The 23940-nt window shown below is 70.9% G+C and carries 26 protein-coding genes; 18 read left to right on the top strand and 8 right to left on the bottom strand.

The window, feature by feature from the left end; genetic code table 11:
- Window positions 1–43 precede the first annotated feature (43 nt).
- The gene (locus tag ACFPQ9_RS21045; protein ID WP_380855093.1) at window positions 44–700 is read left to right on the top strand and encodes a trimeric intracellular cation channel family protein; all 657 of its coding nucleotides are present in this window, start codon (window positions 44–46) and stop codon (window positions 698–700) included.
- On the opposite strand, the gene ACFPQ9_RS21040 is transcribed toward ACFPQ9_RS21045, so the two are convergent.
- Window positions 609–1847: an alpha/beta hydrolase gene (locus ACFPQ9_RS21040; protein ID WP_380855090.1), complete on the bottom strand. Its 1239-nt coding sequence runs from the start codon at window positions 1845–1847 to the stop codon at window positions 609–611. The two genes, ACFPQ9_RS21045 and ACFPQ9_RS21040, sit on opposite strands and share 92 nt — an antisense overlap.
- A 124-nt stretch (window positions 1848–1971) precedes the next feature.
- On the opposite strand from ACFPQ9_RS21040, the gene ACFPQ9_RS21035 reads away from it, so the two are divergent.
- On the top strand, window positions 1972–2838 hold the full coding sequence (locus tag ACFPQ9_RS21035; protein WP_380855087.1) for a thioesterase family protein: 867 nt from the start codon (window positions 1972–1974) through the stop codon (window positions 2836–2838).
- Window positions 2839–2887: 49 nt separating this feature from the next.
- Here the strand turns inward: ACFPQ9_RS21035 and ACFPQ9_RS21030 are convergent, their stop codons facing one another.
- Window positions 2888–3766 (bottom strand): helix-turn-helix domain-containing protein, encoded by an 879-nt coding sequence (locus tag ACFPQ9_RS21030; protein WP_380855084.1) that lies wholly within the window; start codon window positions 3764–3766, stop codon window positions 2888–2890.
- Window positions 3767–3869: 103 nt separating this feature from the next.
- Here ACFPQ9_RS21030 and ACFPQ9_RS21025 point away from each other — a divergent pair, with 103 nt between their 5' ends.
- Window positions 3870–4565: an SDR family NAD(P)-dependent oxidoreductase gene (locus ACFPQ9_RS21025; protein ID WP_380855081.1), complete on the top strand. Its 696-nt coding sequence runs from the start codon at window positions 3870–3872 to the stop codon at window positions 4563–4565.
- Window positions 4566–4653: 88 nt separating this feature from the next.
- Here ACFPQ9_RS21025 and ACFPQ9_RS21020 read toward each other — a convergent pair whose 3' ends face one another.
- Window positions 4654–5280 (bottom strand): TetR family transcriptional regulator, encoded by a 627-nt coding sequence (locus tag ACFPQ9_RS21020; protein ID WP_380855078.1) that lies wholly within the window; start codon window positions 5278–5280, stop codon window positions 4654–4656.
- Between the two features lie 145 nt (window positions 5281–5425).
- Between ACFPQ9_RS21020 and ACFPQ9_RS21015 the strand changes: the two genes are divergently transcribed.
- The 3 genes from ACFPQ9_RS21015 (at window position 5426) to ACFPQ9_RS21005 (ending at window position 7199) form a co-directional block, all read left to right on the top strand.
- Complete coding sequence (locus ACFPQ9_RS21015) at window positions 5426–5578, top strand: hypothetical protein (protein ID WP_380855075.1); 153 nt, start codon at window positions 5426–5428, stop codon at window positions 5576–5578.
- Window positions 5579–5617: 39 nt separating this feature from the next.
- Window positions 5618–5896 (top strand): DUF4190 domain-containing protein, encoded by a 279-nt coding sequence (locus tag ACFPQ9_RS21010; RefSeq protein ID WP_380855072.1) that lies wholly within the window; start codon window positions 5618–5620, stop codon window positions 5894–5896.
- A 127-nt stretch (window positions 5897–6023) separates the two neighbouring features.
- Window positions 6024–7199, top strand: coding sequence for a cysteine desulfurase family protein (locus ACFPQ9_RS21005; protein ID WP_380855069.1), 1176 nt, complete (start codon window positions 6024–6026; stop codon window positions 7197–7199).
- Between the two features lie 12 nt (window positions 7200–7211).
- On the opposite strand, the gene ACFPQ9_RS21000 is transcribed toward ACFPQ9_RS21005, so the two are convergent.
- Complete coding sequence (locus tag ACFPQ9_RS21000) at window positions 7212–7877, bottom strand: N-acetylmuramoyl-L-alanine amidase (protein WP_380855066.1); 666 nt, start codon at window positions 7875–7877, stop codon at window positions 7212–7214.
- A gap of 59 nt (window positions 7878–7936) precedes the next feature.
- Between ACFPQ9_RS21000 and mnmA the strand changes: the two genes are divergently transcribed.
- Complete coding sequence (gene mnmA, locus ACFPQ9_RS20995) at window positions 7937–9067, top strand: tRNA 2-thiouridine(34) synthase MnmA (RefSeq protein WP_380855063.1); 1131 nt, start codon at window positions 7937–7939, stop codon at window positions 9065–9067.
- Between the two features lie 134 nt (window positions 9068–9201).
- Here the strand turns inward: mnmA and ACFPQ9_RS20990 are convergent, their stop codons facing one another.
- Together ACFPQ9_RS20990 and ACFPQ9_RS20985 are read right to left on the bottom strand one after the other, a co-directional pair.
- Complete coding sequence (locus tag ACFPQ9_RS20990; RefSeq protein ID WP_380855060.1) at window positions 9202–9981, bottom strand: alpha/beta fold hydrolase; 780 nt, start codon at window positions 9979–9981, stop codon at window positions 9202–9204.
- Window positions 9982–10018: 37 nt separating this feature from the next.
- On the bottom strand, window positions 10019–10342 hold the full coding sequence (locus ACFPQ9_RS20985; RefSeq protein ID WP_380855057.1) for a DUF427 domain-containing protein: 324 nt from the start codon (window positions 10340–10342) through the stop codon (window positions 10019–10021).
- 50 nt (window positions 10343–10392) lie between these two features.
- On the opposite strand from ACFPQ9_RS20985, the gene ACFPQ9_RS20980 reads away from it, so the two are divergent.
- The 5 genes from ACFPQ9_RS20980 to ACFPQ9_RS20960 all read left to right on the top strand — a co-directional run bounded on the left by ACFPQ9_RS20980 (window position 10393) and on the right by ACFPQ9_RS20960 (window position 17467).
- Window positions 10393–10932, top strand: coding sequence for an LOG family protein (locus ACFPQ9_RS20980; RefSeq protein ID WP_062699656.1), 540 nt, complete (start codon window positions 10393–10395; stop codon window positions 10930–10932).
- Window positions 10933–10959: 27 nt separating this feature from the next.
- On the top strand, window positions 10960–11649 hold the full coding sequence (locus ACFPQ9_RS20975) for an SDR family oxidoreductase (protein WP_380855053.1): 690 nt from the start codon (window positions 10960–10962) through the stop codon (window positions 11647–11649).
- A gap of 147 nt (window positions 11650–11796) precedes the next feature.
- A complete protein-coding gene (locus ACFPQ9_RS20970) occupies window positions 11797–12753 on the top strand; it encodes a methionine synthase (RefSeq protein ID WP_380855320.1) in 957 nt (318 codons plus the stop codon).
- A gap of 14 nt (window positions 12754–12767) precedes the next feature.
- Complete coding sequence (gene ligA / locus ACFPQ9_RS20965) at window positions 12768–14960, top strand: NAD-dependent DNA ligase LigA (protein WP_380855049.1); 2193 nt, start codon at window positions 12768–12770, stop codon at window positions 14958–14960.
- Between the two features lie 272 nt (window positions 14961–15232).
- On the top strand, window positions 15233–17467 hold the full coding sequence (locus tag ACFPQ9_RS20960; protein ID WP_380855046.1) for a putative bifunctional diguanylate cyclase/phosphodiesterase: 2235 nt from the start codon (window positions 15233–15235) through the stop codon (window positions 17465–17467).
- A 143-nt stretch (window positions 17468–17610) separates the two neighbouring features.
- Here the strand turns inward: ACFPQ9_RS20960 and ACFPQ9_RS20955 are convergent, their stop codons facing one another.
- A complete protein-coding gene (locus tag ACFPQ9_RS20955) occupies window positions 17611–18198 on the bottom strand; it encodes a TetR/AcrR family transcriptional regulator (RefSeq protein ID WP_380855043.1) in 588 nt (195 codons plus the stop codon).
- 87 nt (window positions 18199–18285) lie between these two features.
- Here ACFPQ9_RS20955 and ACFPQ9_RS20950 point away from each other — a divergent pair, with 87 nt between their 5' ends.
- From ACFPQ9_RS20950 to gatB, 6 genes are all read left to right on the top strand, one after another.
- A complete protein-coding gene (locus ACFPQ9_RS20950; protein ID WP_380855040.1) occupies window positions 18286–18657 on the top strand; it encodes a DUF4267 domain-containing protein in 372 nt (123 codons plus the stop codon).
- A gap of 37 nt (window positions 18658–18694) precedes the next feature.
- Window positions 18695–19189, top strand: a complete 495-nt coding sequence (locus tag ACFPQ9_RS20945; RefSeq protein WP_380855037.1) for a cupin domain-containing protein — start codon at window positions 18695–18697, stop codon at window positions 19187–19189.
- Between the two features lie 96 nt (window positions 19190–19285).
- A complete protein-coding gene (gene gatC / locus ACFPQ9_RS20940; protein WP_007384860.1) occupies window positions 19286–19582 on the top strand; it encodes an Asp-tRNA(Asn)/Glu-tRNA(Gln) amidotransferase subunit GatC in 297 nt (98 codons plus the stop codon).
- Between the two features lie 5 nt (window positions 19583–19587).
- Window positions 19588–21090, top strand: coding sequence for an Asp-tRNA(Asn)/Glu-tRNA(Gln) amidotransferase subunit GatA (gene gatA / locus ACFPQ9_RS20935; RefSeq protein WP_380855032.1), 1503 nt, complete (start codon window positions 19588–19590; stop codon window positions 21088–21090).
- A complete protein-coding gene (locus ACFPQ9_RS20930; RefSeq protein WP_031485323.1) occupies window positions 21087–21326 on the top strand; it encodes a hypothetical protein in 240 nt (79 codons plus the stop codon). The genes gatA and ACFPQ9_RS20930 overlap by 4 nt, the downstream gene beginning before the upstream one ends.
- Window positions 21327–21341: 15 nt before the next feature.
- Window positions 21342–22856, top strand: a complete 1515-nt coding sequence (gene gatB, locus ACFPQ9_RS20925) for an Asp-tRNA(Asn)/Glu-tRNA(Gln) amidotransferase subunit GatB (RefSeq protein ID WP_380855029.1) — start codon at window positions 21342–21344, stop codon at window positions 22854–22856.
- Between the two features lie 105 nt (window positions 22857–22961).
- Here gatB and ACFPQ9_RS20920 read toward each other — a convergent pair whose 3' ends face one another.
- Entirely contained in the window at window positions 22962–23765 is an 804-nt protein-coding gene (locus ACFPQ9_RS20920; RefSeq protein WP_380855026.1) for an SAM-dependent methyltransferase, read from the bottom strand.
- Window positions 23766–23940: the final 175 nt, after the last annotated feature.

Genomic DNA, 23940 nt, shown 5'->3' with positions numbered 1-23940 from the left:
TGTTTTGCAAGGCGGGGGCGTTTTGCTGCGTAAGAATGTACGGGTGCTCCAACAACTGTTCAGCCCGTCCGTCCAGCACACGCTCGACCTGATCGGCATCTTCGTCTTCGCGATCTCCGGCGCCCTGCTGGCCGTCCGCAAGAACTTCGACGTCTTCGGCATCGCCGTCCTCGCCGAGGTCACGGCCCTGGGCGGCGGGCTGTTCCGGGACGTGGTCATCGGAGCCGTGCCCCCGGCCGCCTTCACGGACCTGGGGTACTTCCTCACCCCGCTGCTCGCCGCGCTGCTGGTCTTCTTCCTCCACCCGCACGTCGAGCGCATCCAGACCGGCGTGAACGTCTTCGACGCGGCGGGCCTCGGCCTGTTCTGCGTGGCCGGGACGGCGAAGGCGTACGACTACGGCCTCAACCTCACCGCCTCCGTCGCCCTGGGCCTGGCGACCGCCGTGGGCGGCGGTGTGCTGCGCGACGTCCTGGCCAACGAGGTGCCGTCACTGCTGCGTTGGGACCGCGACCTGTACGCGGTTCCGGCGATCGTCGGCGCCACGATGACCGTCCTGTGCATCCACTACGAAGCCCTGACCCCGTTCACCAGCACGCTCGCGGCCGTCACGGCCTTCGTGCTGCGTCTGCTGGCGATGCGGTTCCACTGGCGAGCTCCGCGTGCCTGGAACCGACGGTCGACGGTGCGAGAGGAGTAGTCCCGGGCGCCGTTCGGGCCCGCTGCTCGCCGCCCATCACCTCCGTCAGCCAGCGGAACGCGGGCACGACCTGCGGCTTCCACAGCGCCATGGTGTGGCCGCCGGCGTCGGCCGGGACGAACACGACGTTCACGGTGGTCGGCGCCTTCGCCGTCTGCTTGAGGGCCATGGCCGCCTCGTAGCCGTCGTTCGGCTGACCCGAGAGGTACAGCGCGACGCGCGGCGGGACACGGGCGTCCTTCAGCAGTTCGTAGGGGTTGTTCGCCGCCCGCAGCGCAGGGGACTTGCCGGCCAGCGACTGGGGCACCGCGGCGGGGTCGTTGTAGCCGGACATGCTGACCGCGGCCCGGTAGCGGTCGGGGTGGGCGACGGCGAGCTTCGCCGCGCAGTGCGCGCCCGCCGAGTATCCGGCGACCGCCCAGCCGTCCGGTGCGGCCTGGGCCCGGAAGTTGTCCCTGACCATCTTCGGCACGTCGATGCTGAGCCAGCTGTCTGCGTTGACCTTGCCCGGTATGTTCGCGCAGCCGGTGTCCTTCCCCGGCAGCAGCGTGGTGCGCGGCGAGACGATGATGAACGGCTCGATCTGCCCGCTGCGCATCAGCGGCGCCAGCTGCTGGGGCGCGTCCATGGTGCCGTACCAGGCCTTCGACGAGCCCGGATAACCCGGCAGCACCTCGACGACCGGGAACCTGTGGTTGCGGTAGGCGGGCTCGTGGTACTGCGGCGGCAGCCAGACGTTGACCTCGGCGTGCACCCCGGACACCCGGCCCTTGAGGTGCGTGACGAGGACGCCGCCCTCCGCCCGCATGCCCGGACCCTTGCCCGGCTTGAACGTCTGCCGGACCTTGGGCAGCTTCTCCAGCGCGATCCCGCCGGTGCCGTTCGCCCCGAGGTCGGCGGCCTCGTGCACATGGTCGCTGGTGCCGAGCAGGTCGCCCCAGCTGTCGTACAGCTGGTTGGAGTTGTTGACCATCGTGAAGACCAGCGCGACGGCCGTGCCCTGGGCGAACAGCACCATCAACACCCGGGCGGCGCCCCGCACGACCTTGGGTCCGCCCACCCGTGACCACAGGGCGAGCGGCAGCACCACGGCGACGACGCACAGGACGACGAGCGTGTAGAGGAACGGGGTCCCGGTGAGACTCATGTCCTGATAGAGGGGGAGATCGGGCCCCGGGTTTCGGGCGAGCCGGACACTTGCCGAAAAGTTGCCCGGATCTCACCGAAGGCAAAAGCTACCGCTTAGTAGTTTGCTGTTGTACCGTTCATCCATGCCAGAAGCAGCCTCCGCCACGACGGCCACGCGGGCCACGATCGGCGACAGCGAGTTCGACCGCGACACCGCGCTCACCCGCCGCGCACCCGGCGTCTACGACATCGACCTGTCCGCCGGCTGGACCATCATCAGCGCCGTCAACGGCGGTTATCTGCTGGCCGTGCTCGGCCGCGCCCTCGCGGACGCCCTGCCGCACGACGACCCGTTCACGATCTCCGCGCACTACCTGTCCGCCTCCCAGCCGGGCCCGGCGGTCGTCCGCACGGACGTGGTGCGCACGGGCCGGACCCTGTCGACCGGACAGGCCTCGCTCCTCCAGTACGACGAGCAGGGCCGCGAGGTCGAGCGCATCCGCGTCCTCGCCTCCTACGGCGACCTGGACTCCCTCCCCGACGACGTCCGTACGACGGCCCAGCCGCCGGCGATCCCGCCGATGGACCACTGCTTCGGCCCCGAGGACGGTCCCGCCCCGGTCGACGGCAGCTCGGCCATCGCCGACCGCCTGATGCTCAAGCTCGACCCGTCGACGCTGGGCTGGGCGCTCGGCCGGCCTTCGGGCAAGGGGGAGATGAGGGCCTGGTTCGGCCTGGCCGACGGCCGTGACCCCGACCCGCTCTCGCTTCTCCTCGCGGTCGACGCGCTGCCCCCGACCGCCTTCGAGATCGGCATCTCCGGCTGGGTCCCCACGGTCGAACTGACCGTCCACGTGCGCTGCCGTCCGGCTCCCGGCCCCCTGCGCGTCTCGATCACCACCCGCAACCTCGCGGGCGGCTTCCTGGAGGAGGACGCCGAGGTCTGGGACAGCGCGGACCGGCTGGTGGCCCAGTCGAGGCAGCTGGCCCGGGTGCGGCTCGGGGCCTAGGCGCCCCTTCAGGGGCCCGGGGCTGGATTCGTGCCGCGTCGTGTGGGCGTCACGGCGTGGAGAACAGACCGGGTCCCGGAGGCGAGGGGCCGTCGGCGCGGACGCCGTTCGTGACCCGCAGGAACTCCAGCTTCTCCGCGTCGGCGGAGCCCGCGGCCACCGTGTAGACGACCAGGCGGACGTCGCAGCCCGGGACGGTGAGCACGTCGCAGTCGCAGGTCACCTCGCCGACCTGGGGGTGCCGGACGGTCTTGCGGGCCGAGACGTGCGGACCGACCGTGCCCTCGTCCCACAGCCGGGTGAACTCCGCACTCGTGGAGCGCAGTTCCGCGACGAGGTCGTTCAGTCCACGGTCGCGGGGGTAGTCGACGAGGGCCGTGCGCAGATCGGCGACGAGGGCGGGTTTCAGGGCGTCGTCCTCCTGGAGCACGGGCCAGGCCGCGAGCCCCGAGGGCCCCGTGGCGAAGACGGCCCGCACCAGGTTCCGCTCGGTGTGTGTCCGTGCGCTGGGGTCGCCCAGCAGCGCCGCCCACGCGGGAGTCCAGGTCAGCAAGGTCCAGTCGGCACTGAAGACGCCCACGGGGTACTCGCCGAGGCGCGCCAGCATGCGTTGGACCCCCGCCGGCACATGCGTGGAGATCGTCCCCTCCTGGGGAGGGAGGAGGCCGGCCAGCCGGTAGGCGTAGTCCCGCTCCAGGGGCTCCAGTTGCAGTGCCCTGGCCAGGCTCGCCACGACCTGCGCCGAAGGGCTCGTGGCGCGCCCCTGCTCCAGCCGCACCACGTAGTCGACCGACAGCCCCGCCAGCTCGGCCAGTTCCTCGCGGCGCAACCCCACCGCACGCCGTCCGGGGTGCGCGGTCCGCCCGACGTCGAGAGGGGAAAGCCGGTCGCGCCAGCGGCGCAGTGCCGTGCCAAGGGTCTCGTCCACTCGACCATTGTGGCCACCGCGGGGCCGTCGTGCCTGGTACTGGCTGTCCTACCGTCGCCGGGGGCACTGGTTGTCCTCTCGTCACGGGCCGAGGGTTGGACGCATGACGACAACATTCATCACAGGCGCCAACAAGTCCCTCGGCCATGAGACCGCCCGCCGACTGATCGAGGCCGGCCACACCGTCCTCGTCGGGGCTCGCGATCCGCAGCGCGGTCAGCGGGCCGCCGACGCGCTCGGCGCCCGTTTCGTGCAGATCGACGTGACCGACGACGCGTCGGTGGCCGCGGCCGCCGCCGACATCGCGGCCCGCGAGGGCGGCATCGACGTCCTGATCAACAACGCCGGTGTCTTCGGGACGCACAGCCCCGCCGACCGGATCACGGCCGCTGACGCCGGCGAGGTGTTCGACGTCAATGTCGTCGGCATCGTCCGGGTCACTCACGCGTTCCTGCCGCTGCTGCGCAAGTCCGCGAGCCCGGTGATCGTCAATGTGTCCAGCGGTATGGGGTCGTTCGCGGCCACCCATGACGCCGAGCGCGTCGAGTCCAGGAACCTCGCGCCGCTCTACACGGCGTCCAAGGCCGCCGTGACCATGCTGACCACGCAGTACGCGAAGTCCTTGCCGGACGTGAAGGTGAACGCGGCCGACCCGGGCTACACCGCGACCGACTTCAACGGGCACAGCGGTCCGCAGACGGTGACCGAGGGGACCGACGCGATCGTCGAACTCGCCACCATGGGGCCGGACGGACCGACCGGCACCTTCCGTGACCGGCACGGTGAGATGCCCTGGTGATCCCCCTCCGAACCCTGGACTCGAAGTCGTACGTCAAGGGCGGTGCCCCCGATGACCGGGGGCGCCGCCCCGTCCGTGCTGCCCGGGCTCAGTCCAGCCAGTGCTCGCGCCCGATGCTGATCAGTCGCATCCTGCGGGTCGCGGCCCGGGTGACGCGGTGCCGCTCGTCCTCCGGGGACTCCAGGACGTCCAGGAACAGCGAGGCCGTGATGAGCATCTGGTCGACGTAGAGGTGGGCGAGCATCAGGAGGTCGTCGTCGTTCCAGCCCTCGGAGAGCGGGTCCTTGGCGAGCGCCTCCTTCACCTCATCGGCGAACAGGGCCAGTTGGTCCTGGATCGCCTCCCGCACGGACTGCACACCGCCGTGCCGCTCGCGGGCGATGAAGCGGACGTGCGCCGGGTGCGTCTCGACGTGCCGGGCTATCAACTCGACGGCCCGTTCTATGCGTTGGTCGCTGTCGCCGGCCGAGGAGACGATCGTGCGAATCATCGGGTGCAGACTGCCCAGCGCCTCCTCGACGAGGGCGACGCCGAGGTCGGCCGTGGAGCGGAAGTGCCGGTAGAAGGCGGTGGGGGCGACGCCGACGGCGCGGGTGACCTCGCGCAGGCCCAGGCTGCTCAGGCTCTGCTCCTCCAGCAGTCCCAACGCCGCGTCCAGCAGCGCCTGTCGGGTCTTCTGTTTCTGGGCCTGCCGAAGGCCGAGGGTGTGACTCATGCCATGCAGTTAACAACTGTTCTCTGGAATTGAAAAGCCGCGCGGCGCGCTAGACTTAGGAGTCAGTGAACAACTGTTACTACAACTGTTCACCGAAATGTAACGAGAGAGATCGCCACAAGAGATCTCGGAGGGGGATCCGACCATGCTGTTCCTCGTCGCCGCGCTCCTGCTGCTGGGCGTGGTGCTGGGCGCCGTCGCCCACGCACCGCTCGCCTTCACCGTCGTCGCAGCCGGTGTGATCGCCGTCTGGCTGACCGTCTTCGCCGCCCGCGAGCGTCACGCCCGCCGCAACTGACACCACCGACCGGACCGAACCGACACCTCAGGAGCTGACATGCAACTCACCGCACCGGCCACCGCCCGCCCCGGCGCGCGCAGCCGCACCCGTGACGCCGACGGCATGGCCGTGGCGTCCTTCATCCTCGGCCTGCTCGGCCTGCTCGTCTTCAACCTCTTCCTCGGCCCGACCGCCATCGTCCTGGCCGCGGTGTCCCTGTGGCGTGGCACCGGCCGCAAGGGCCGGGCGTACCTGGGCATGGGGCTGGGCGTCGCCGACCTGCTGGTCCTGCTGGCGTTCATGCAGATGGACAGCACGCTGTCCTGGAGCTTCTAGGGGCAGTCGTCGCGCAGCCGACGAGGGCACCGACTCCAGCGGGAAGCCGCAGGGGCGCACCCCTGGCCGTGGCCGGCCGACCTTGACACAAGGCGCCTTACCGGCGCCCCTTAGAATCGTGGCCACCATGGCTTACCTCGACCACGCCGCGACGACCCCCATGCTCCCGGAGGCGGCAGAGGCACTGACCGCCCAGCTGGGCGTCACCGGCAATGCCTCTTCCCTCCACGCGTCCGGCCGCCGCGCGAGGCGCACCGTCGAGGAGGCCCGCGAGACCCTCGCGGAAGCGCTCGGCGCCCGCCCCAGCGAGGTGGTTCTCACCTCCGGCGGCACCGAGGCCGACAACCTCGCGGTCAAGGGCCTGTACTGGTCCCGCCGCGACGCCGACCCGGCGAGGACCCGCACCCGCGTCCTGGCCAGCCCCGTCGAACACCACGCCGTCCTCGACGCCGTCCACTGGCTCGGCGAGCACGAGGGCGCGAAGGTCGAGTACCTCCCCGTCGACTCCCACGGGCGCGTCCACCCGGACGCCCTGCGCGAAGCCATCGCCCGCGACCCCCACGACGTCGCCCTGGCCACCGTGATGTGGGCCAACAACGAGATCGGCACCGTGATGCCGATCCGTGAACTGGCCGACGTGGCAAGGGAGTTCGACGTCCCGCTGCACGCCGACGCGGTCCAGGCCTTCGGGCAGGTCCCGGTCGACTTCGCCGCGTCCGGCCTCGCCGCGATGACCGTCTCCGGCCACAAGATCGGCGGCCCCTACGGCATCGGCGCGCTGCTCCTCGGCCGCGACCAGACCCCCGTGCCCGTGCTGCACGGCGGCGGCCAGGAACGCCACGTCCGCTCCGGCACCCTCGACGTCCCCGCCATCGCCTCCTTCGCGGTCGCCGGCCGTCTCGCCGCCGAACAGCGCGAGTGGTTCGCCCGGGAGATCGGCGCCCTGCGCGACTCCCTGGTCGAGGCGGTCCGTACGGCCGTCCCGGATGCGATCCTCGGCGGCGACCCGGCACCCGGCGGCCGGCTCCCCGCCAACGCCCACTTCACCTTCCCGGGCTGCGAGGGCGACTCCCTGCTCCTGCTGCTGGACGCCCAGGGCATCGAGTGCTCCACGGGCTCCGCCTGCACCGCCGGCGTCGCCCAGCCCAGCCACGTCCTGCTGGCCACCGGCACCGACCCCGACCTGGCCCGCGGCACCCTGCGCTTCTCCCTCGGCCACACCTCCACGGAGGCGGACGTGGAAGCGGTCGCCAAGGCGATCGGCCCGGCGGTGGAACGCGCACGGGCGGCAGGGCTCACCTAGCCCGACAGAGCGCTACGCCGATGCGGTGCGCGCCGCCCGGACCAGCTTCATGTACCGGTCCCAGTCCCAGTGCTTCCCGGGGTCCGTGTGGTCGGTCCCCGGTACCTCCACGTGCCCGATGATGTGCTCGCGGTCGACGGGGATGTCGTAGCGCGCGCATATGCGGGCCGTCAGCCGCGCCGACGCCTCGTACATCTCGTCCGTGAGGTCCTGCGGTCTCTCCACGAACCCTTCGTGCTCGATACCGACACTGCGCTCGTTGTAGTCGCGGTTGCCCGCGTGGTACGCCACGTCCAGCTCGCGGATCATCTGTGTGACGTGGCCGTCCTTGCGGACGATGTAGTGCGCGGCCGCCCCGTGCTCCGGGTCCTGGAACACCTTCACCGCGCTGTCGAAGCTGCCCTGGGTGACATGGATGACCACCATGTCTATGCCGTAGTCGTCGGGCCGGTCCGCACGGCGCCAGTTCGCGTCCGACGCCGCCACCCAGCGCGCGCCCGCGAAGTCGACCTCGCCCTCCTTGCGCGGCTTCTCCACGCCCGGCACCCGCCACCACAGGCGCGCCAGCTCGTCCCGGGCCAGCACGGCCGAGCCCACCGCGGCCGCCGTCCCGCCGATGAGCAACGCACGACGCCCGACCTTCCGGTCGCCGTCCTTCGGAGCCTTCCGCTGTCCCATGTGATCGTCAACGGATACTCGGCAGCCCTGGTTCCCGCGCCCCGTACCCTGGAAGGGTTATGACTGACACCGCGCAGCCCACCCGCCCCCTCCGCGTCCTCGCCGCCATGTCCGGCGGGGTCGACTCCGCCGTCGCCGCCGCCCGCGCGGCCGAAGCGGGCCATGACGTCACCGGCGTCCACCTCGCCCTCTCCGCGAACCCCCAATCCTTCCGCACGGGCGCGCGGGGCTGTTGCACCATCGAGGACTCCCGCGACGCCCGGCGCGCCGCCGACGTCATCGGCATCCCGTTCTACGTGTGGGACCTCGCCGACCGCTTCCGCGAGGACGTCGTCGAGGACTTCATCGCCGAGTACGAGGCCGGCCGCACCCCGAACCCGTGCCTGCGCTGCAACGAGAAGATCAAGTTCGCGGCCCTGCTCGACAAGGCGCTGGCCCTCGGCTTCGACGCCGTCTGCACCGGCCACTACGCGACGGTCGTCCTCAACGACGACGGCACCCGCGAGCTGCACCGAGCCTCCGACATGGCCAAGGACCAGTCGTACGTCCTCGGCGTCCTGGACGAGAAGCAGCTGGCGCACGCGATGTTCCCGCTGGGGGACACGCTGACCACGAAGGACGAGATCCGCGCGGAGGCCGAGCGCCGTGGCCTCGCGGTCGCCAAGAAGCCCGACTCGCACGACATCTGCTTCATCGCCGACGGCGACACCCAGGGCTTTCTCGCCGACCGCCTCGGCAAGGCGGAGGGCGACATCGTCGACGAGTCGGGAGCCAAGCTCGGCACACACGAGGGCGCGTACGGCTACACCATCGGCCAGCGCAAGGGCCTGCGCATCGGCACCCCGGCCGCCGACGGAAAGCCGCGCTACGTCCTGGACATCTCGCCGGTGAACAACACGGTGACGGTCGGCCCGGCGGCCTCCCTGGACGTCGACGCCCTCACCGCCATCAAGCCCCGCTGGTGCGGCGCCGTCCCGACCGGCCCCGGCACCTACACCGCCCAGCTGCGCGCCCACGGCGGCGAGAGCGAGGTGACCGCCGAGCTCGTCGACGGCTCCCTGCAGGTCACCTTCACCGAGCCGGTCCGCGGAGTGGCCCCCGGCCAGGCGATCGTCCTGTACGACGGCACGCGCGTGGTGGGCTCGGCGACGATCGCGTCCACGGTGCGGGCGACACCGACGGCTGTCTGAGCCGGCGGCCCGGACTCCGACCGGGCCGCCCGGTCACTTCGGTCGGCAGGGCGCCCCATCACCACGGCCGGCGAGCAGCCCGGTCACTACGGCCGGCGGGCCGTCCGGTCACTTCAGTCGGCCGGACCGTCCCGTCACTTCGCGAAGAACTCCGTCAGCACCGGCGCGATGACGTCGGGCTCGACCATGTGTGTCTGCCCTTCGAGGATCCGGTACGACCCCTCGGGCACCGTCTCCGCGACCGCGCGCGCCGCATCGCGCAGCCATGCGGGGCTGGCGCTGCCCGCCACGGACAGTACCGGCGCGGTGATCGACGCGAGCAGGTCCCGGGGCACAAGACCGTCGCCCATGACCGCGTTGTCGTAGGCCAGACTCGGCGCGATCGTCTCCAGCCCCGCCCACATGGGGGACTGGCGGGCGCCCTGGATCATCTGCTCGGCCATCCCGGTCAGCCGCAGGAACAGCTCCACGGCGTCCCCGCGGCGGCCCTCCTCCAGCGCCTCGGTCAACCGCTCGGTGTACTCGGCGCGCTCCCGCGCACCGCCCTCGTACACGGCGAACGGCACCTCGTAGACCGCGGCCTGACGCACCGGCAGCCCGCTCGCCGCCGCCCGGAGCACCAGCGCACCGCCCGAGGAGGTGCCGTACAGCGCCGCCTCACCGCCCACCGCGTCGATCAGCGCGGCGAGATCCTCCACCTCGCGCTCCACCGCGTACGGCGAGGCTTCACCGCTGGCGCCACGCCCGCGCCGGTCGTACACGACGACCCTGAAGTGCCGCGCCAGGGGCACGGCCAGCGGCGCCACCGTGCCCCCGGTGGACATCGCCCCACTGACGAGGATCACCGCAGGGCCGTCACCGCTGGTCTCGTACGCGAGGGAGGTGCCGTCGGCGGAATTGGTGTGCTTATCCATGTCTGTGGAGATTGCCGTACGGCGCGGAACTAATCGTTCACGACACTTCGACTTCGTAGAAGCAGAGGTGGTCCTTGATCTCGGCCACGTCCGGCTTCGGGTCCGGATACGCCCAGACGAGGTCCGCCGCGTCCGGCAGCGACCAGTAGGACGCCGTTCCCTTGAAGGGACAGTAGGTGTGGGTCTCGGAGGGCGTCAGCAGTTCCAGCCGTACGTCCTCGGCGGGGATGTAGTAGCGCGCGGGACAGCCCGTCTCGCGCAGGACCAGGGCGCGGTCGCTCTCCGCGAGAATCCGGCCGCCGTGCACGGCCCGCACGCGTCGCGTGCCCTGCTCGATCGTGATCGTGTGTCCATCAGCCATATCCGAAGAGCACTCGCGGGCGCCGGGTTCTTCCCGCGTACGGTGGCTGCATGCGAATCTGCGTCTTCCTCTCCGCCGCCGACCTCGACGACCGGTACACGCGCCCCGCGCGCGAGTTCGCGAAACTGCTGGGCAAGGGCGGTCACACGCTCGTGTGGGGCGGCTCCGACGTCGGTCTGATGAAGGTGGTCGCGGACGGCGTGCAGGAGGCGGGCGGACGGCTCGTCGGGGTCTCCGTGGAGTTCCTGGCCGCCAAGGTCCGCCCGGGCGTCGACGAGATGGTGATCGCCAAGGACCTCGCCGAGCGCAAGAGGCTGCTGCTGGAGAAGGCCGACGCCGTGGTGATCATGGTCGGCGGCACGGGCACGCTCGACGAGGCCACCGAGATCCTGGAGCTGAAGAAGCACGGGCACACAGACAAGCCGGTGGTGCTGCTCAACACCGCGGGCTTCTACGACGGCCTGAAAGAGCAGTTCCGCCGCATGGAGGACGAGGGCTTCCTGCCCCGCCCCCTGACCGACCTGGTGTTCTTCGCCGAGGAGCCGGTCGGGGCACTGGCGTACCTGGAGGAGAGCCGGGGCGTGGAGTGAACCCCCGCTGATGCGAGCATGGCGGGCATGGCTACACATGTGATCACCGGAGCCGGCTCCGGCATCGGCGCGGCCGTCGCCCGCCGCCTGCACGCGCGCGGGGACGAACTCGTGCTCCACGCGCGCGACGCGGGCCGCGCGAAGGAACTGGCGGCGGAGTTCCCCGGCGCGAAGACGCTGGTCGGCGACCTGGCGGACCCGGACAAGCTGTCCTGGGCGTTCTCCCACCAGTCGCTCCCGGACCGGGTGGACTCCCTGCTGCACATCGCCGGCGTCGTCGACCTCGGCCCGGTCGGCGACCTGACCCCGAAGTCCTGGCGCCACCAGCTCAACGTCAATCTCATCGCCCCCGCCGAACTGACCCGCCACTTCCTGCCCCAGCTCCGTGCCGCCCGCGGCCATGTGCTGTTCGTGAACTCGGGCGCCGGCCTCAACGCCCATGCCGACTGGTCCGCGTACGCCGCCTCCAAGCACGGCCTGAAGGCCCTGGCGGACTCGCTGCGCCACGAGGAGCACGGCAACGGAGTGCGGGTCACCACGGTCTACCCCGGCCGGACGGCGAGCCCCATGCAGGCCAAGGTCCACCAGCAGGAGGGCAAGGAGTACGACGCCGCGAAGTGGATCGACCCCGAGTCGGTGGCGACGACGATCGTGATGGCCCTGGACCTGCCGAGGGACGCGGAGGTCAACGACCTGACGGTGCGGCCGGGGCGCTGAGAACTCAGCCCCTCCGGCGTTTGAGGAGCGGGGTCCGGGGCGGAGCCCCGGAAGGCCGGGACGGGTAGGGGCGGCGGGGGCGGAAAACATAGGCTTCTGGACGTGAACGCAAACCCCACCTTCGCCCCCGCCACCGGCATCGGTTCCATGCCGGGCGGCGACGCCCGGGAAGCCGCCAAGACCGTCACCGGCTCCTTCGAGGACTTCCCGTTCCTCGCCGAACTGCCCGCCCGCGGGCCCGGCGCCGACATGATCGGGCGGACCGCCGGGATGCTCGTCGAGCTGTACGCGCGCGTGGAGCCCAGCGGCTGGCGGATCGGCGACCGGCCGGGGCGGGACACCAGGCGGGCCCGCTCCTGGCTGGGGGAGGACCTCGACGCGCTGGAGGAGTTCACCCAGGACTACCAGGGCCTGCTCAAAGTCCAGGCCGTGGGGCCCTGGACCCTGGCCGCCGCGCTGGAGCTGAAGAACGGAGAGGTGGCGCTCGGCGACCCCGGCGCCTGCCGCGACCTCGCCGCCTCGCTCGCCGAGGGGCTGCGGCAGCACCTCGCCGAGCTCCGGCGCCGCGTCCCCGGCGCCCGGGTCGTGCTGCAACTCGACGAGCCCTCCCTCACCGCGGTCCTGCGCGGGCAGGTGAAGACCGCCAGCGGCTACCGGACCCACCGCGCCGTGGACCGGCAGATCGTGGAGGCCACGCTCCGCGACGTCGTCGGGGTTCACGGCGACGGCCCCGTCGTGGTCCACTCGTGCGCACCGGACGTACCCTTCGCCCTGCTACGCCGGGCGGGCGTGGCGGCGATCTCCTTCGACTTCTCCCTCCTCACCGAGCGTGACGACGACGCGATCGGTGAGGCGGTGGAATCGGGGACCCGGCTCTTCGCCGGTGTCGTCCCCGGCACGGACGGCCCGTTGTCAGACCCTGCCGGTAGCGTCATGGGTGTCAGGACGCTGTGGCGCAGGCTGGGGCTGTCTCCGGGGCTTCTCGCGGAGGCGGTCACTCTCACGCCGTCGTGCGGACTCGCGGGGGCCTCCCCGGAGTACGCGCGCAAGGCTCTCGCCCATTGCGTCCGGGCGGCGAGATCCCTCGCGGACAACCCAGAGTAACGGGAGGAAACACGGTGGCCGGCGACAAGCAAGCGGAGACGACGGTGCCCACCGAGGCACGGGAGCAGCACGCGAAGCTCGCTGAGCAGATCGAGGAGCACCGCTTCCGGTACTACGTGAAGGACGCTCCGGTCGTCAGCGACGCGGAGTTCGACGAGCTGCTGCGCAGCCTCGAAGCGCTGGAGGACGAGTATCCGGAGCTGCGCACACCGGACTCGCCGACGCAGAAGGTCTCCGTCGAGTTCGAGACCGACCTGGCCGAGGTCGAGCACCGCGAGCGCATGCTCTCCCTCGACAACGTCTTCGACGACGCCGGGCTCGCCGCCTGGGCCGAGCGCGTCCACAAGGACGTGGGCACTCCCGGGTACCACTTCCTGTGCGAGCTCAAGGTCGACGGCCTCGCGGTGAACCTGACGTACGAGAACGGCAGGCTGACCCGCGCGGCCACCCGCGGTACGGGCCGGATCGGCGAGGACATCACGCCCAATGTCATGACGATCGGGGAGATTCCGCACCGCCTGACGGGCGACCACGTCCCGGCGCTCGTCGAGATCCGCGGCGAGGTCTACTTCCCGATGGAGGCCTTCCAGGAGCTCAACGCCCGCCGGGTGGCGGCCGGCGAGAAGCCGTACGCCAACCCGCGCAACTCCGCCTCGGGTTCGCTGCGGCAGAAGGACCCGAAGGTCACCGCGACCCTTCCGCTGCACATGGTCGTCCACGGCATCGGCGCGCTGGAGGGCTTCGAGGGCCTGTCCCGCCTGTCCGAGGCGTACGACCTGCTCAAGTCCTGGGGGCTGCCCACCTCCACGCACAACAGAGTCGTCGACGACATCGACGGCGTCCGTGAGTTCATCGCGTACTACGGCGAGAACCGCCACTCGGTGGAGCACGAGATCGACGGAGTGGTCGTCAAGCTCGACGAGATCCCGCTCCAGGGCCGCCTCGGCTCGACCTCCCGCGCCCCGCGCTGGGCCATCGCGTACAAGTACGCGCCGGAAGAGGTCAACACCAAGCTCGTCAACATCCGCGTGGGCGTCGGCCGCACCGGCCGGGTCACCCCCTACGCCCAGGTCGAGCCGGTCACGGTCGCGGGCTCGGAGGTCGAGTTCGCCACCCTGCACAACCAGGACGTGGTCAAGGCCAAGGGCGTCCTCATCGGCGACACGGTGGTGCTGCGCAAGGCCGGTGACGTCATCCCCGAGATCCTCGGACCGGTCGTCGACCTGCGCGACGGCAGCGAGCGCGAGTTCGTGATGCCCTCCGAATGCCCGGAGTGCGGTACGGCCCTGCGGCCCATGAAGGAGGGAGACGTGGACCTGCGCTGCCCGAACGCCCGCTCCTGCCCGGCCCAGTTGCGTGAGCGGCTGTTCTACCTCGCGGGCCGCAAGGCGCTGGACATCGAGCACTTCGGATATGTCGCCGCCGCCGCGCTCACCAAGCCGCTGGAGCCGGCCGAGCCGCCGCTGGTCGACGAGGGCGACCTGTTCGACCTGAGCCCCGAGCAGCTGCTGCCCATCAAGGCGTACGTCCTCGACCAGGACAGCGGTCTGCCCAAGCGGGACCCGAAGACCGGCGAGGAGAAGATCGCCACGGTCTTCGCCAACCAGCAGGGCGAGCTCAAGAAGAACGCGGTTTCGATGCTGGAGTTCATCGCCGCCGCCAAGGAGCGCCCGCTGGCCCGGATCCTCACCGGCCTGTCGATCCGTCACGTCGGCCCGGTCGCCGCCGAGGCGCTGGCCCGTGAGTTCCGCTCCATCGAGCGCATCGAGCAGGCGAGCGAGGAGGAGCTGGCGAACACCGACGGCGTCGGGGCGATCATCGCCGCCTCGCTCAAGGAGTGGTTCGCCGAGGAGTGGCACCAGGAAATCCTGCGCAAGTGGCGGGCGGCCGGCGTCCGCATGGAGGAGGAGGGCTCCGGGGAGGACGAGGGACCGCGTCCGCTGGAGGGGCTCACGGTCGTGGTCACCGGCACACTGGAGCACTTCACGCGCGACGGGGCCAAGGACGCGCTCCAGAGCCGCGGAGCGAAAGTAACCGGTTCCGTTTCGAAAAAGACATCTTTTGTTGTGGTGGGCGAGAACCCCGGGTCCAAGTACGACAAGGCGATGCAGCTCAAGGTGCCTGTTCTGAACGAGGACGGCTTCAATGTCCTGCTGGATCAGGGGCCCGACGCGGCGGCCGAAGTTGCCCTCCCCGCGGAGGAGTAACGGTTGAAGGGTGCCCGATCGGCGCATACCAGATGCATACGGGTGGGTGGGGCGCATTCGGGCAACCGTCGACGACCGCTGCCCGTGGAAGCCTTCTGCGGCCTACTGTTGAGATGTGCGCCTGCCGTGCCCAGCTGCGGTTGGGGCATCCCCTTGCTCTTGAAGGGCTTCGAAGGGCGAGGGGAAGGGCTTTCCAACGCGGTGCCGTTGAAGGTCGTTGTCGGGCATCGGGCCGCGTGGCGTGGGCACCGCCGGCTGTGAGAGGGACGGGAATGGAACCGACCGAGAGCGCCGCCCCGCACTCACGGTTGCGCCGGCTGGCCGGCGCATGGCGAGAGTGGGCGGCGCGGACCGCGGAGCGTTCGCGCGCGGAAAGAGGTGCGGGGGGCGCCGTCGGGCCGTCCACCGTGGCGGACGGCCGTCCCACCGTGCAGATCGGCGTCGAGCCCACCGCCGGGCCGGCACACCCCGGTCACGAACACCACCTGTCCTGGCCCGCGCTGCCCGCGGCGGTCGTCGCGGCGGCCGGGTTCGTCCTCGGCGCCGGGTTCTACCGGGCGTTCACGGACCACCACGCCCTCTTCCCGTCGGGCACGGTCGGCTGGTCGCTGGCCGTGCTGACCGGAGTCATCGTCGGCCACCTGGTCGCCCTCGGCCGCGCCCGCTGGTGGGGCGGCACCGGCTCCGGTGCCGCCCTCACCCTCGCCGTGCTGATGCTCTACGGCTGGGTACCGGCCGGCATGGTCAGCCTCACCGTCGTCGTCCTGGTCGGTGTCGCCCGCCGCAACCGCTGGCGCCAGGGCGTGCTGCACGGCGCGGTGGACATCCTCGGCATCGCCGCCGGCGCCCTGGTGCTGGCCGCCTTCGGCCGGGTGCCCACCGTCGAGAAGCCCTGGAACCCGGACACCTGGACCCTCTACACCGCCCCCGGCGTGGTACTCGTCGCCGCCGCCTACCTCGTGGTCACCCGCGTCCTGCTGTGGTACCTCCAGGCCCCGCGCGGCGGCCTGCCCACCGTGGAGCGCACCGCACTGGTCCGACAGGGCCTGGTCGCGGTGGCGTTGCTCGGCATCGCGCCGCTGGTGTGTGTCGTCGCCATCGCCAAGCCCCTGCTGCTGCCGCTGTTCGCCATTCCGCTCGTCGCCCTCGACTCCACGCTGTGGATAGCCCGGGCCCGGGCGGAGGAGCAGTTGCGCGATCCGCTGACCGGGCTGCCCAACCGGCAATGGCTGCTGGAGCGGATCTGGACCGCGCTCGACGACGCCGAACGCATCGGCGCCCGGTCCGCGCTGATGCTGATCGACCTCGACCGGTTCCGGTCGGTCAATGACACGCTCGGTCATCTGGCCGGTGACCGCTTGCTGTTGCAGATAGCGGACCGGCTGCGGCTGGCACTGCCGCGCGGGGCGGAGGCCGCGCGGCTCGGCGGTGACGAGTTCGCCGTCTTACTGCCGGTCGCCGACTCCACGACGTCCGCGACCCGGGTCGCCCGCGGTCTGGTCACCGCCCTGAGCTCCCCGCTCGACCTCGACGGCCTGACCCTGGTTCTGGAGGCCAGCGCCGGTGTCGCCGTCTTCCCGGACCACGCCCTGGACGCCGAGGGGCTGCTGCGGCGCGCGGACGTGGCGATGTACCAGGCGAAGCGGGACCGCACCGGCGTCGAGGTCTACGAGTCCAAGCGCGACTCGAACACCCCCGACCGGCTGGGCCTGCTGGGGGATCTGCGGCGGGCCCTCGACGCGCACGAGGTCGAACTGCACTACCAGCCCAAGGTCCGCTTCGACGGCCAGGTAGCGGGCCTTGAGGCCCTGGTCCGGTGGGTGCACCCGGAACGCGGGAAGGTGCCGCCGGACGAGTTCATAGCGATCGCCGAGTCGTCGGGGCTGATGCCGCATCTGACGGAGTACGTGCTGGAGACGGCGCTCGGGCAGGTCGCCAGGTGGCGGGCCCAGGGACTCCACGTCCCGGTGGCGGTCAACGTCTCGCCGCGTGACGTCCACACCCCCGGCTTCGCGGGCTCCGTCGCCGCGCGGCTCGCCCGGCACGGTGTGCCGGCCGGAGCGCTCCAACTGGAGATAACGGAACACGTCCTGCTGGAGGACCCGCAGCGGGCCGCGGACACGCTGGCCGGGCTCACCGGGCACGGCGTGAAGATGTCCCTGGACGACTTCGGCACGGGCTACTCCTCCCTGGTCCATCTCAGACGGTTGCCGGTGAGCGAGCTGAAGATCGACCGGTCGTTCGTGGCCCGGCTCGCTGTGGACAACGAGGACGCCGAGATCGTGCGCTGCACGGTGGACCTGGCGCACTCGCTGGGCCTGCTCGTGGTCGCCGAGGGCGTCGAGGACGACGAGACGTGGGAGCGGCTGCGGGACCTGCGGTGTGACGCCGTGCAGGGGTGGCTGGTGGCCGCCGCGATGCCGCCGGAGGAGACGACGGCGTGGCTGCTGGCCCGCGGGTCGCGGGGGTGGCAGCGGCCGCGGGCGGCGCTGCCGGCCGCGGAGTAGTTTTCCGCCGTGACCGCCACGCCGGGTCGTAGGACGGGTGCGGGGCCGTCGTGGCTTGTCGCGCCCGCGCGGCGGAGCCGCAAATCGATACAGCCCCGCGCCCCTTCAGGGCGCTGTCGAGCCGCAAGCTGCCAACCATCCGATCAGCGGCTCGCCGCTGCCGTGAAGTGGCCGATCAGCAGGGCCAGCCTCTGCTCGTGATCCCTCTCGGGTAGCCTGCCGCTGCGCATCAGGGTCACCAGGCCGTGCAGGCCCGCCCAGTACGTCTCCGTCAGGACCCCCAGGTCCTCGCCCTCCCCGGCGATCGGCTCCACCGCCGCCGCGATCTCCCCGAAGGCCCGCTTCAGTGGCTCCGGGGCCTCGTCCGTGGCGAACGGCAGGTCCACCCGGTACGTGAACATGGCGTCGTAGAGCGCGGGTCGCCGTCGGCCGAACGCCGTGTACGTCTCGCCCACCGCCGTCAGCGCCGCACGCGTGCCCTTCGCCGCCGTACGGGCCGCGTGCAGTTCGTCCGCCAGGTCGGCGCAGCCCTGCACCGCCACCGCCGCCATGATCGCGTCCTTGCCCTTGAAGTGGCTGTAGAGGACGGGCTGGCTGTACTCGATCTCCGCCGCGAGGCGACGGGTCGTCACCGCGTCCCAGCCCTCCGACTCCGCGAGTTCCCGGGCGGCCGTGACGATCAGCCGCTCGCGTTCCGCTCGTTCGCGCTCCTTGCGCGTCTGAATCGACATGCCGGAAATTCTAGCAGTGCTAGCGCGACTGTCGATGCTCTGCTAGCTTCGCTCTTGTCTCTAGCAGTGCTAGCGAGGAGTCAAGTCATGACCGTGACCGCGTACACCCTGGCCGTCGTCCTCAACCTGTTCTGCCTGTTCCTCGGCTACCGGTTCCTGTTCCAGCCCGCCTCCGCCGCCACCGGCTACGGCGTCCCGGCCCGACCGGAGGGCGACGCCGGCGCCTATCTCTCCGTCAAGGGTTCGAGAGACGGCACCTTCGGCGTCGTGGGCCTGGCGCTGCTGTTCTTCGTCGGCGCCCGTGCCGAGGCCTGGTTCATGCTCGCCGTGGCACTCGTCCCGCTCTTCGACACACTGATAGTGCTGCGCAACGGCGGCGCGAAGGCGACGGCCTTCGGGATCCACTTCGCCACGGCGGTCGTCGTCCTCATCAGTGCAGTCCTGCTGTTCCTCGTCTGAGCACGCCCACACCGATCCCGCACCGGGGGTTCGAGAGATGTCGTTGTTCGTTCCGAAGTTCGACGAGACGGTGCTCGTCCGTGAGGCGGAGGCCGAGGTCGTCGGCCGAGCACCCACCACCGTCCGGCTGCTGGCCGACAGCAGCCGGACCGGCGGGGCGCTGTCCACCCAGCGCGTCACGCTCACGGCCGGCGCCGACGGCGCCAAACCGCACTGGCACGACAACTCCGCCGAGATGTTCTTCCTGCTCGACGGCGCCGCCGAGATCCTCTCCGGCGACGACGTCGTCACCGCCGGGCCCGGCGACCTGGTCGTCGTGCCGCCCGGCAAGCCCCACGCCTTCGCCGCCGTACCGGGCGCCGACGCCGACCTGCTCATCGTCATCACCCCGGGCGTCGAGCGCTTCGAGTACTTCCGCCACCTCCAGCGCATCACCATCGGCGAGGCCACCGTGGAGAGCCTGCTGGAGGTGCAGGAGCTGTACGACAACCACTTCATGAGGAGCGAGGTCTGGGACGGGCGCCGACGATGACCATGAGAGGGCCCTGGGAAACCGTTTCACGGCCACTGCTCCCCGCCCCATAGGATTGGCCCCAAACCACACACACTCACCCCAGAGGATCGCTGCATGCCTGGCATCACGCGCGAGGAGGTCGCCCACCTCGCCCGGCTGGCGCGTCTGGAGCTGAAGCCCGAAGAGCTCGAGCACTTCGCGGGACAGCTGGACGACATCATCGGCGCGGTCGCACGCGTCAGCGAGGTCGCCGACCAAGACGTACCGCCGACCTCGCACCCGCTCCCGCTGACGAACGTCATGCGGGCGGACGAGGTCCGTCCGTCGCTCACCCCCGAGCAGGCGCTCTCCGGCGCCCCGGCCCAGGAGCAGCAGCGTTTCAAGGTGCCGCAGATCCTGGGGGAGGACTAACCGCCATGACGGACAACGTCAACATCATCAAGCTCACCGCCGCCGAGACCGCCGCGAAGATCGCCTCCGGCGAGCTCACGGCCGTACAGGTCACCGAGGCCCACCTCGCCCGGATCGAGGCCGTCGACGAGAAGGTGCACGCCTTCCTGCACGTCGACCGCGAGGGCGCCCTCGCCCAGGCCCGTGCCGTCGACGAGAAGCGGGAGCGAGGGGAGAAGCTCGGTCCCCTCGCCGGCGTCCCGCTCGCGCTGAAGGACATCTTCACCACCGAGGGCATTCCGACGACCGTCGGCTCGAAGATCCTCGAAGGCTGGATCCCGCCGTACGACGCCACCCTCACCAAGCGCCTCAAGGCCGCAGACGTCGTCATCCTCGGCAAGACCAACATGGACGAGTTCGCCATGGGGTCCTCCACCGAGAACAGCGCCTACGGGCCGACCGGCAACCCCTGGGACCTCACCAAGATCCCCGGCGGTTCGGGCGGCGGCTCCTCCGCCGCGCTCGCCTCCTTCCAGGCACCCCTCGCCATCGGCACCGACACCGGCGGTTCCATCCGCCAGCCGGCCGCCGTCACCGGCACGGTGGGCGTGAAGCCGACGTACGGCGCGGTCTCCCGCTTCGGCATGGTGGCCTTCTCGTCCTCCCTCGACCAGGGCGGCCCCTGCGCCCGTACGGTCCTGGACGCGGCCCTGCTGCACGAGGTCATCGCCGGGCACGACGCGCTCGACTCCACCTCCATCGACGCCCCGGTCCCGCCGGTCGTCGAGGCCGCCCGCAACGGCAGCGTCGCGGGCATGCGCGTCGGCGTGGTCAAGCAGTTCCGCGGCGAGGGCTACCAGGCCGGCGTCATCCAGCGCTTCGACGAGTCCGTCGAGGTGCTGAAGGAGCTGGGCGCCGAGATCGTCGAGCTGGACTGCCCGTCCTTCGACCTGGCCCTGTCGGCGTACTACCTCATCGCACCCTCCGAGTGCTCCTCCAACCTCGCCCGCTTCGACGGCCTGCGCTACGGCCTGCGGACCGGCGACGACGGCACGCACTCCGCCGAGGAGGTCACTTCCCTCACCCGTGAGGCGGGCTTCGGCCCCGAGGTCAAGCGCCGGATCATGCTCGGTACGTACGCGCTCTCCAGCGGGTACTACGACGCGTACTACGGCAGCGCCCAGAAGGTCCGCACGCTCATCACGCGCGACTTCGAGAAGGCCTTCGAGCAGGTCGACGTCATCGTCTCGCCGACGACGCCGACCACCGCCTTCGCGATCGGCGAGCGCGCCGACGACCCGATGGCGATGTACCTCGCCGACCTGTGCACCATCCCCACCAACCTCGCGGGCAACGCGGCCATGTCGCTGCCGTGCGGTCTGGCCCCGGAGGACAACCTCCCGGTCGGTCTCCAGATCATCGCCCCGGCGCTGAAGGACGACCGTCTTTACAAGGTCGGCGCCGCCGTCGAGGCCGCCTTCGTGGAAAAGTGGGGGCACCCGCTCCTGGAGGAGGCACCGTCGCTGTGAGCAAGCTGTCGAAGGCCAAGGACTTCAAGAAGTCCAAGTCCGGTCTGTACCTGTCCATGGCCACCACCGCGTTCGGTGCGGTCAGTGTCGCCAAGCAGGCCAAGAAGGCCCGCGTGGAGAGCGACACGCTGCGCCTGATCGACGCCGCCGTGTCCGCCGCCGCCATCGTCACCGGCCTCGCCATCCTCTACCGCGAGCTGAAGCGGCTGGGCGACGACGACGTCCTGCTGGGCTGAGAGGGAAGTTTCACCGTGACCACCACGACCGACCTGGTGTCGTACGAGGACGCTCTCGCGTCGTACGACCCCGTCATGGGCCTCGAGGTCCATGTCGAACTCGGCACCAAGACCAAGATGTTCTGCGGCTGTTCGACCGCCCTCGGTCAGGACGCCAACACGCAGACCTGCCCCACCTGCCTCGGCCTGCCCGGCGCGCTCCCGGTCGTCAACGCGACCGGCGTCGAGTCCGCGATCAAGATCGGTCTCGCGCTGAACTGCGAGATCGCCGAGTGGTGCCGCTTCGCCCGGAAGAACTACTTCTATCCGGACATGCCGAAGAACTTCCAGACCTCCCAGTACGACGAGCCGATCGCCTTCAACGGCTACCTCGACGTGCAGCTGGAAGACGGCGAGACCTTCCGTGTGGAGATCGAGCGCGCCCACATGGAGGAGGACACCGGCAAGTCGACCCACGTCGGCGGCGCGACGGGCCGTATCCATGGCGCCTCGCACTCGCTGCTCGACTACAACCGCGCCGGCATCCCGCTCATCGAGATCGTCACCAAGCCGATCGAGGGCGCGGGTGAGCGTGCCCCCGAGGTGGCGAAGGCGTACGTCCGTGAACTGCGCGAGCTCATCCGGGCGCTCGGTGTCTCCGAGGCCCGCATGGAGATGGGCCAGATGCGTTGCGACGTGAACCTGTCGCTGCGCCCGAACGGCACCGACAAGTTCGGCACCCGCTCCGAGACGAAGAACGTCAACTCGCTGCGTTCCGTGGAGCGCGCGGCCCGCTTCGAGATCCAGCGGCACGCGGCCGTACTGAGCAGCGGCGGCACGATCATCCAGGAGACCCGCCACTTCCACGAGGACACCGGGTCGACGACCTCGGGCCGCGTGAAGGAGGAGGCCGAGGACTACCGGTACTTCCCGGAGCCCGACCTGGTCCCCGTCGCCCCCTCGCGCGAGTGGGTCGAGGAGATCCGGGCGGCCCTGCCCGAGATGCCGCTGGCCCGTCGTACCCGGCTCCTCGCGGAGTGGGGCATCACGGCCCTCGACATGCAGGCGATCCTCAACGCCGGGGCCCTGGACCCGATCGTCGCCACGATCGACGCCGGTGCCGACGCCGCCTCCGCCCGCAAGTGGTGGATGGGTGAACTGGCGCGCAGCGCCAACGAGTCGGGCACGTCGCTGGACGAGCTGGCCATCACGCCCGCCCAGGTCGCGCGCGTCACCGAGCTGGTCTCGAAGGGCGACCTGAACGACAAGCTGGCCCGTCAGGTCATCGAGGGCGTCCTCGCGGGCGAGGGCACCCCGGACGAGGTGGTCGACAAGCGCGGTCTGAAGGTCGTCTCCGACGAGGGCGCCCTGGGTGCCGCCGTCGACGAGGCCATCGCCGGCAACCCGGGCATCGCCGACAAGATCCGCTCCGGCAAGGTCGCCGCGGCCGGTGCCCTGGTCGGCGCGGTCATGAAGGCCACGCGCGGCCAGGCCGACGCGGCCCGCGTCAAGGAGCTGATCCTGGAGAAGCTGGGCGTCAGCGAGGGCTGAGCGCCGAGACAGCGTACGGCCCCGGAGGCATGTCCTCCGGGGCCGTAGTCCTGCTCACGGCGTCATGTACGGCGTGATTCACGGCGTGACTTACGACTTACGGCGTCATTTACGGCGCCCTACGAGGCGTACGAAGCCCAGCGCGCGGCCCTCGTCAGCCCGCACCATCTCACCGACCCGGCGGGCCATCGTGCGGTGGAACTCCTCCGGGCTCTCCTCGGCGATCACCTCGCACCACAGCAGCCAGTCCCGCCAGCCGTCGTCCAGCCAGTCGGCGGCCTCGACCTCGACGGCCCCGCTGCGGGTCCAGTGGCGGCGCCACCAGCCGGCGGAGTGGAAGCACCAGTAGGCGGGCTCCCACCAGGGCGCGAGGTGCTCCGGCGGCTCCAGGCCGTCCGGCTCCTCGCGCAGCGCCGGCACGACCACGCCGATCCGTCCGCCCGGCTTCAGCAGCCGGGTGAGCGTGGGCAGATAGAGGTCGTCGGTGCCGAAGTACTGGTACGCGTCGACGCTCACGATCGTGTCGAAGCCGCCCTCGGCGAACGGCAGGTCGTGCGCCTCGACCCGGACCGGCAGTACCCGGTCGGCGAAGCCGGCCTCCGTCACGCGCCGGGCGTTGTCGTCGGGTTCGATCCACAGGTCGGCGGCGGTGACCTGGGCGTCGTACTCCCTGGCCAGGAAGACGGAGGTCATCGCCCGGCCGCAGCCCAGGTCCAGGACGCGGGCGCACGGGCGCAGGGTGTCCAGGCCGAGGGCGGGGGCCAGCCACTCCAGCAGCCAGAGGGCGTTGGGGCCCATCTGGTTCTCGACGACCCAGCGGGGGTCGTAGCTGTTACTGCGCGGGTAGCCGGGGTGGGTCAGCCGCTTGGCGAGATCCTCGTCCGAGGTCCTCGTGGTGATGTCTGGCATCGGTGAACGGGCTCCTTGAGTCCGGGGAAGCGGAAAGGGATACGGAGGAGCTCGGTCCGACGCTCAAACAATGCACCTGCCCAGGTCGGCGGCGGTGTGCCGCGTGGTGGTCGACCTCCGGACGCCAGCAGCGGGCCGCACGGCCCCGCATCGGGTTTCCCGACCCGACGCGCTA

The organism is Streptomyces coerulescens, assembly GCF_042657965.1.
In the GTDB taxonomy this organism is placed as follows: Bacteria; Actinomycetota; Actinomycetes; order Streptomycetales; family Streptomycetaceae; genus Streptomyces; species Streptomyces coerulescens.
Note: the sequence above shows the minus strand (reverse complement) of the source record. Positions and strands in the feature narration are given on the sequence as shown.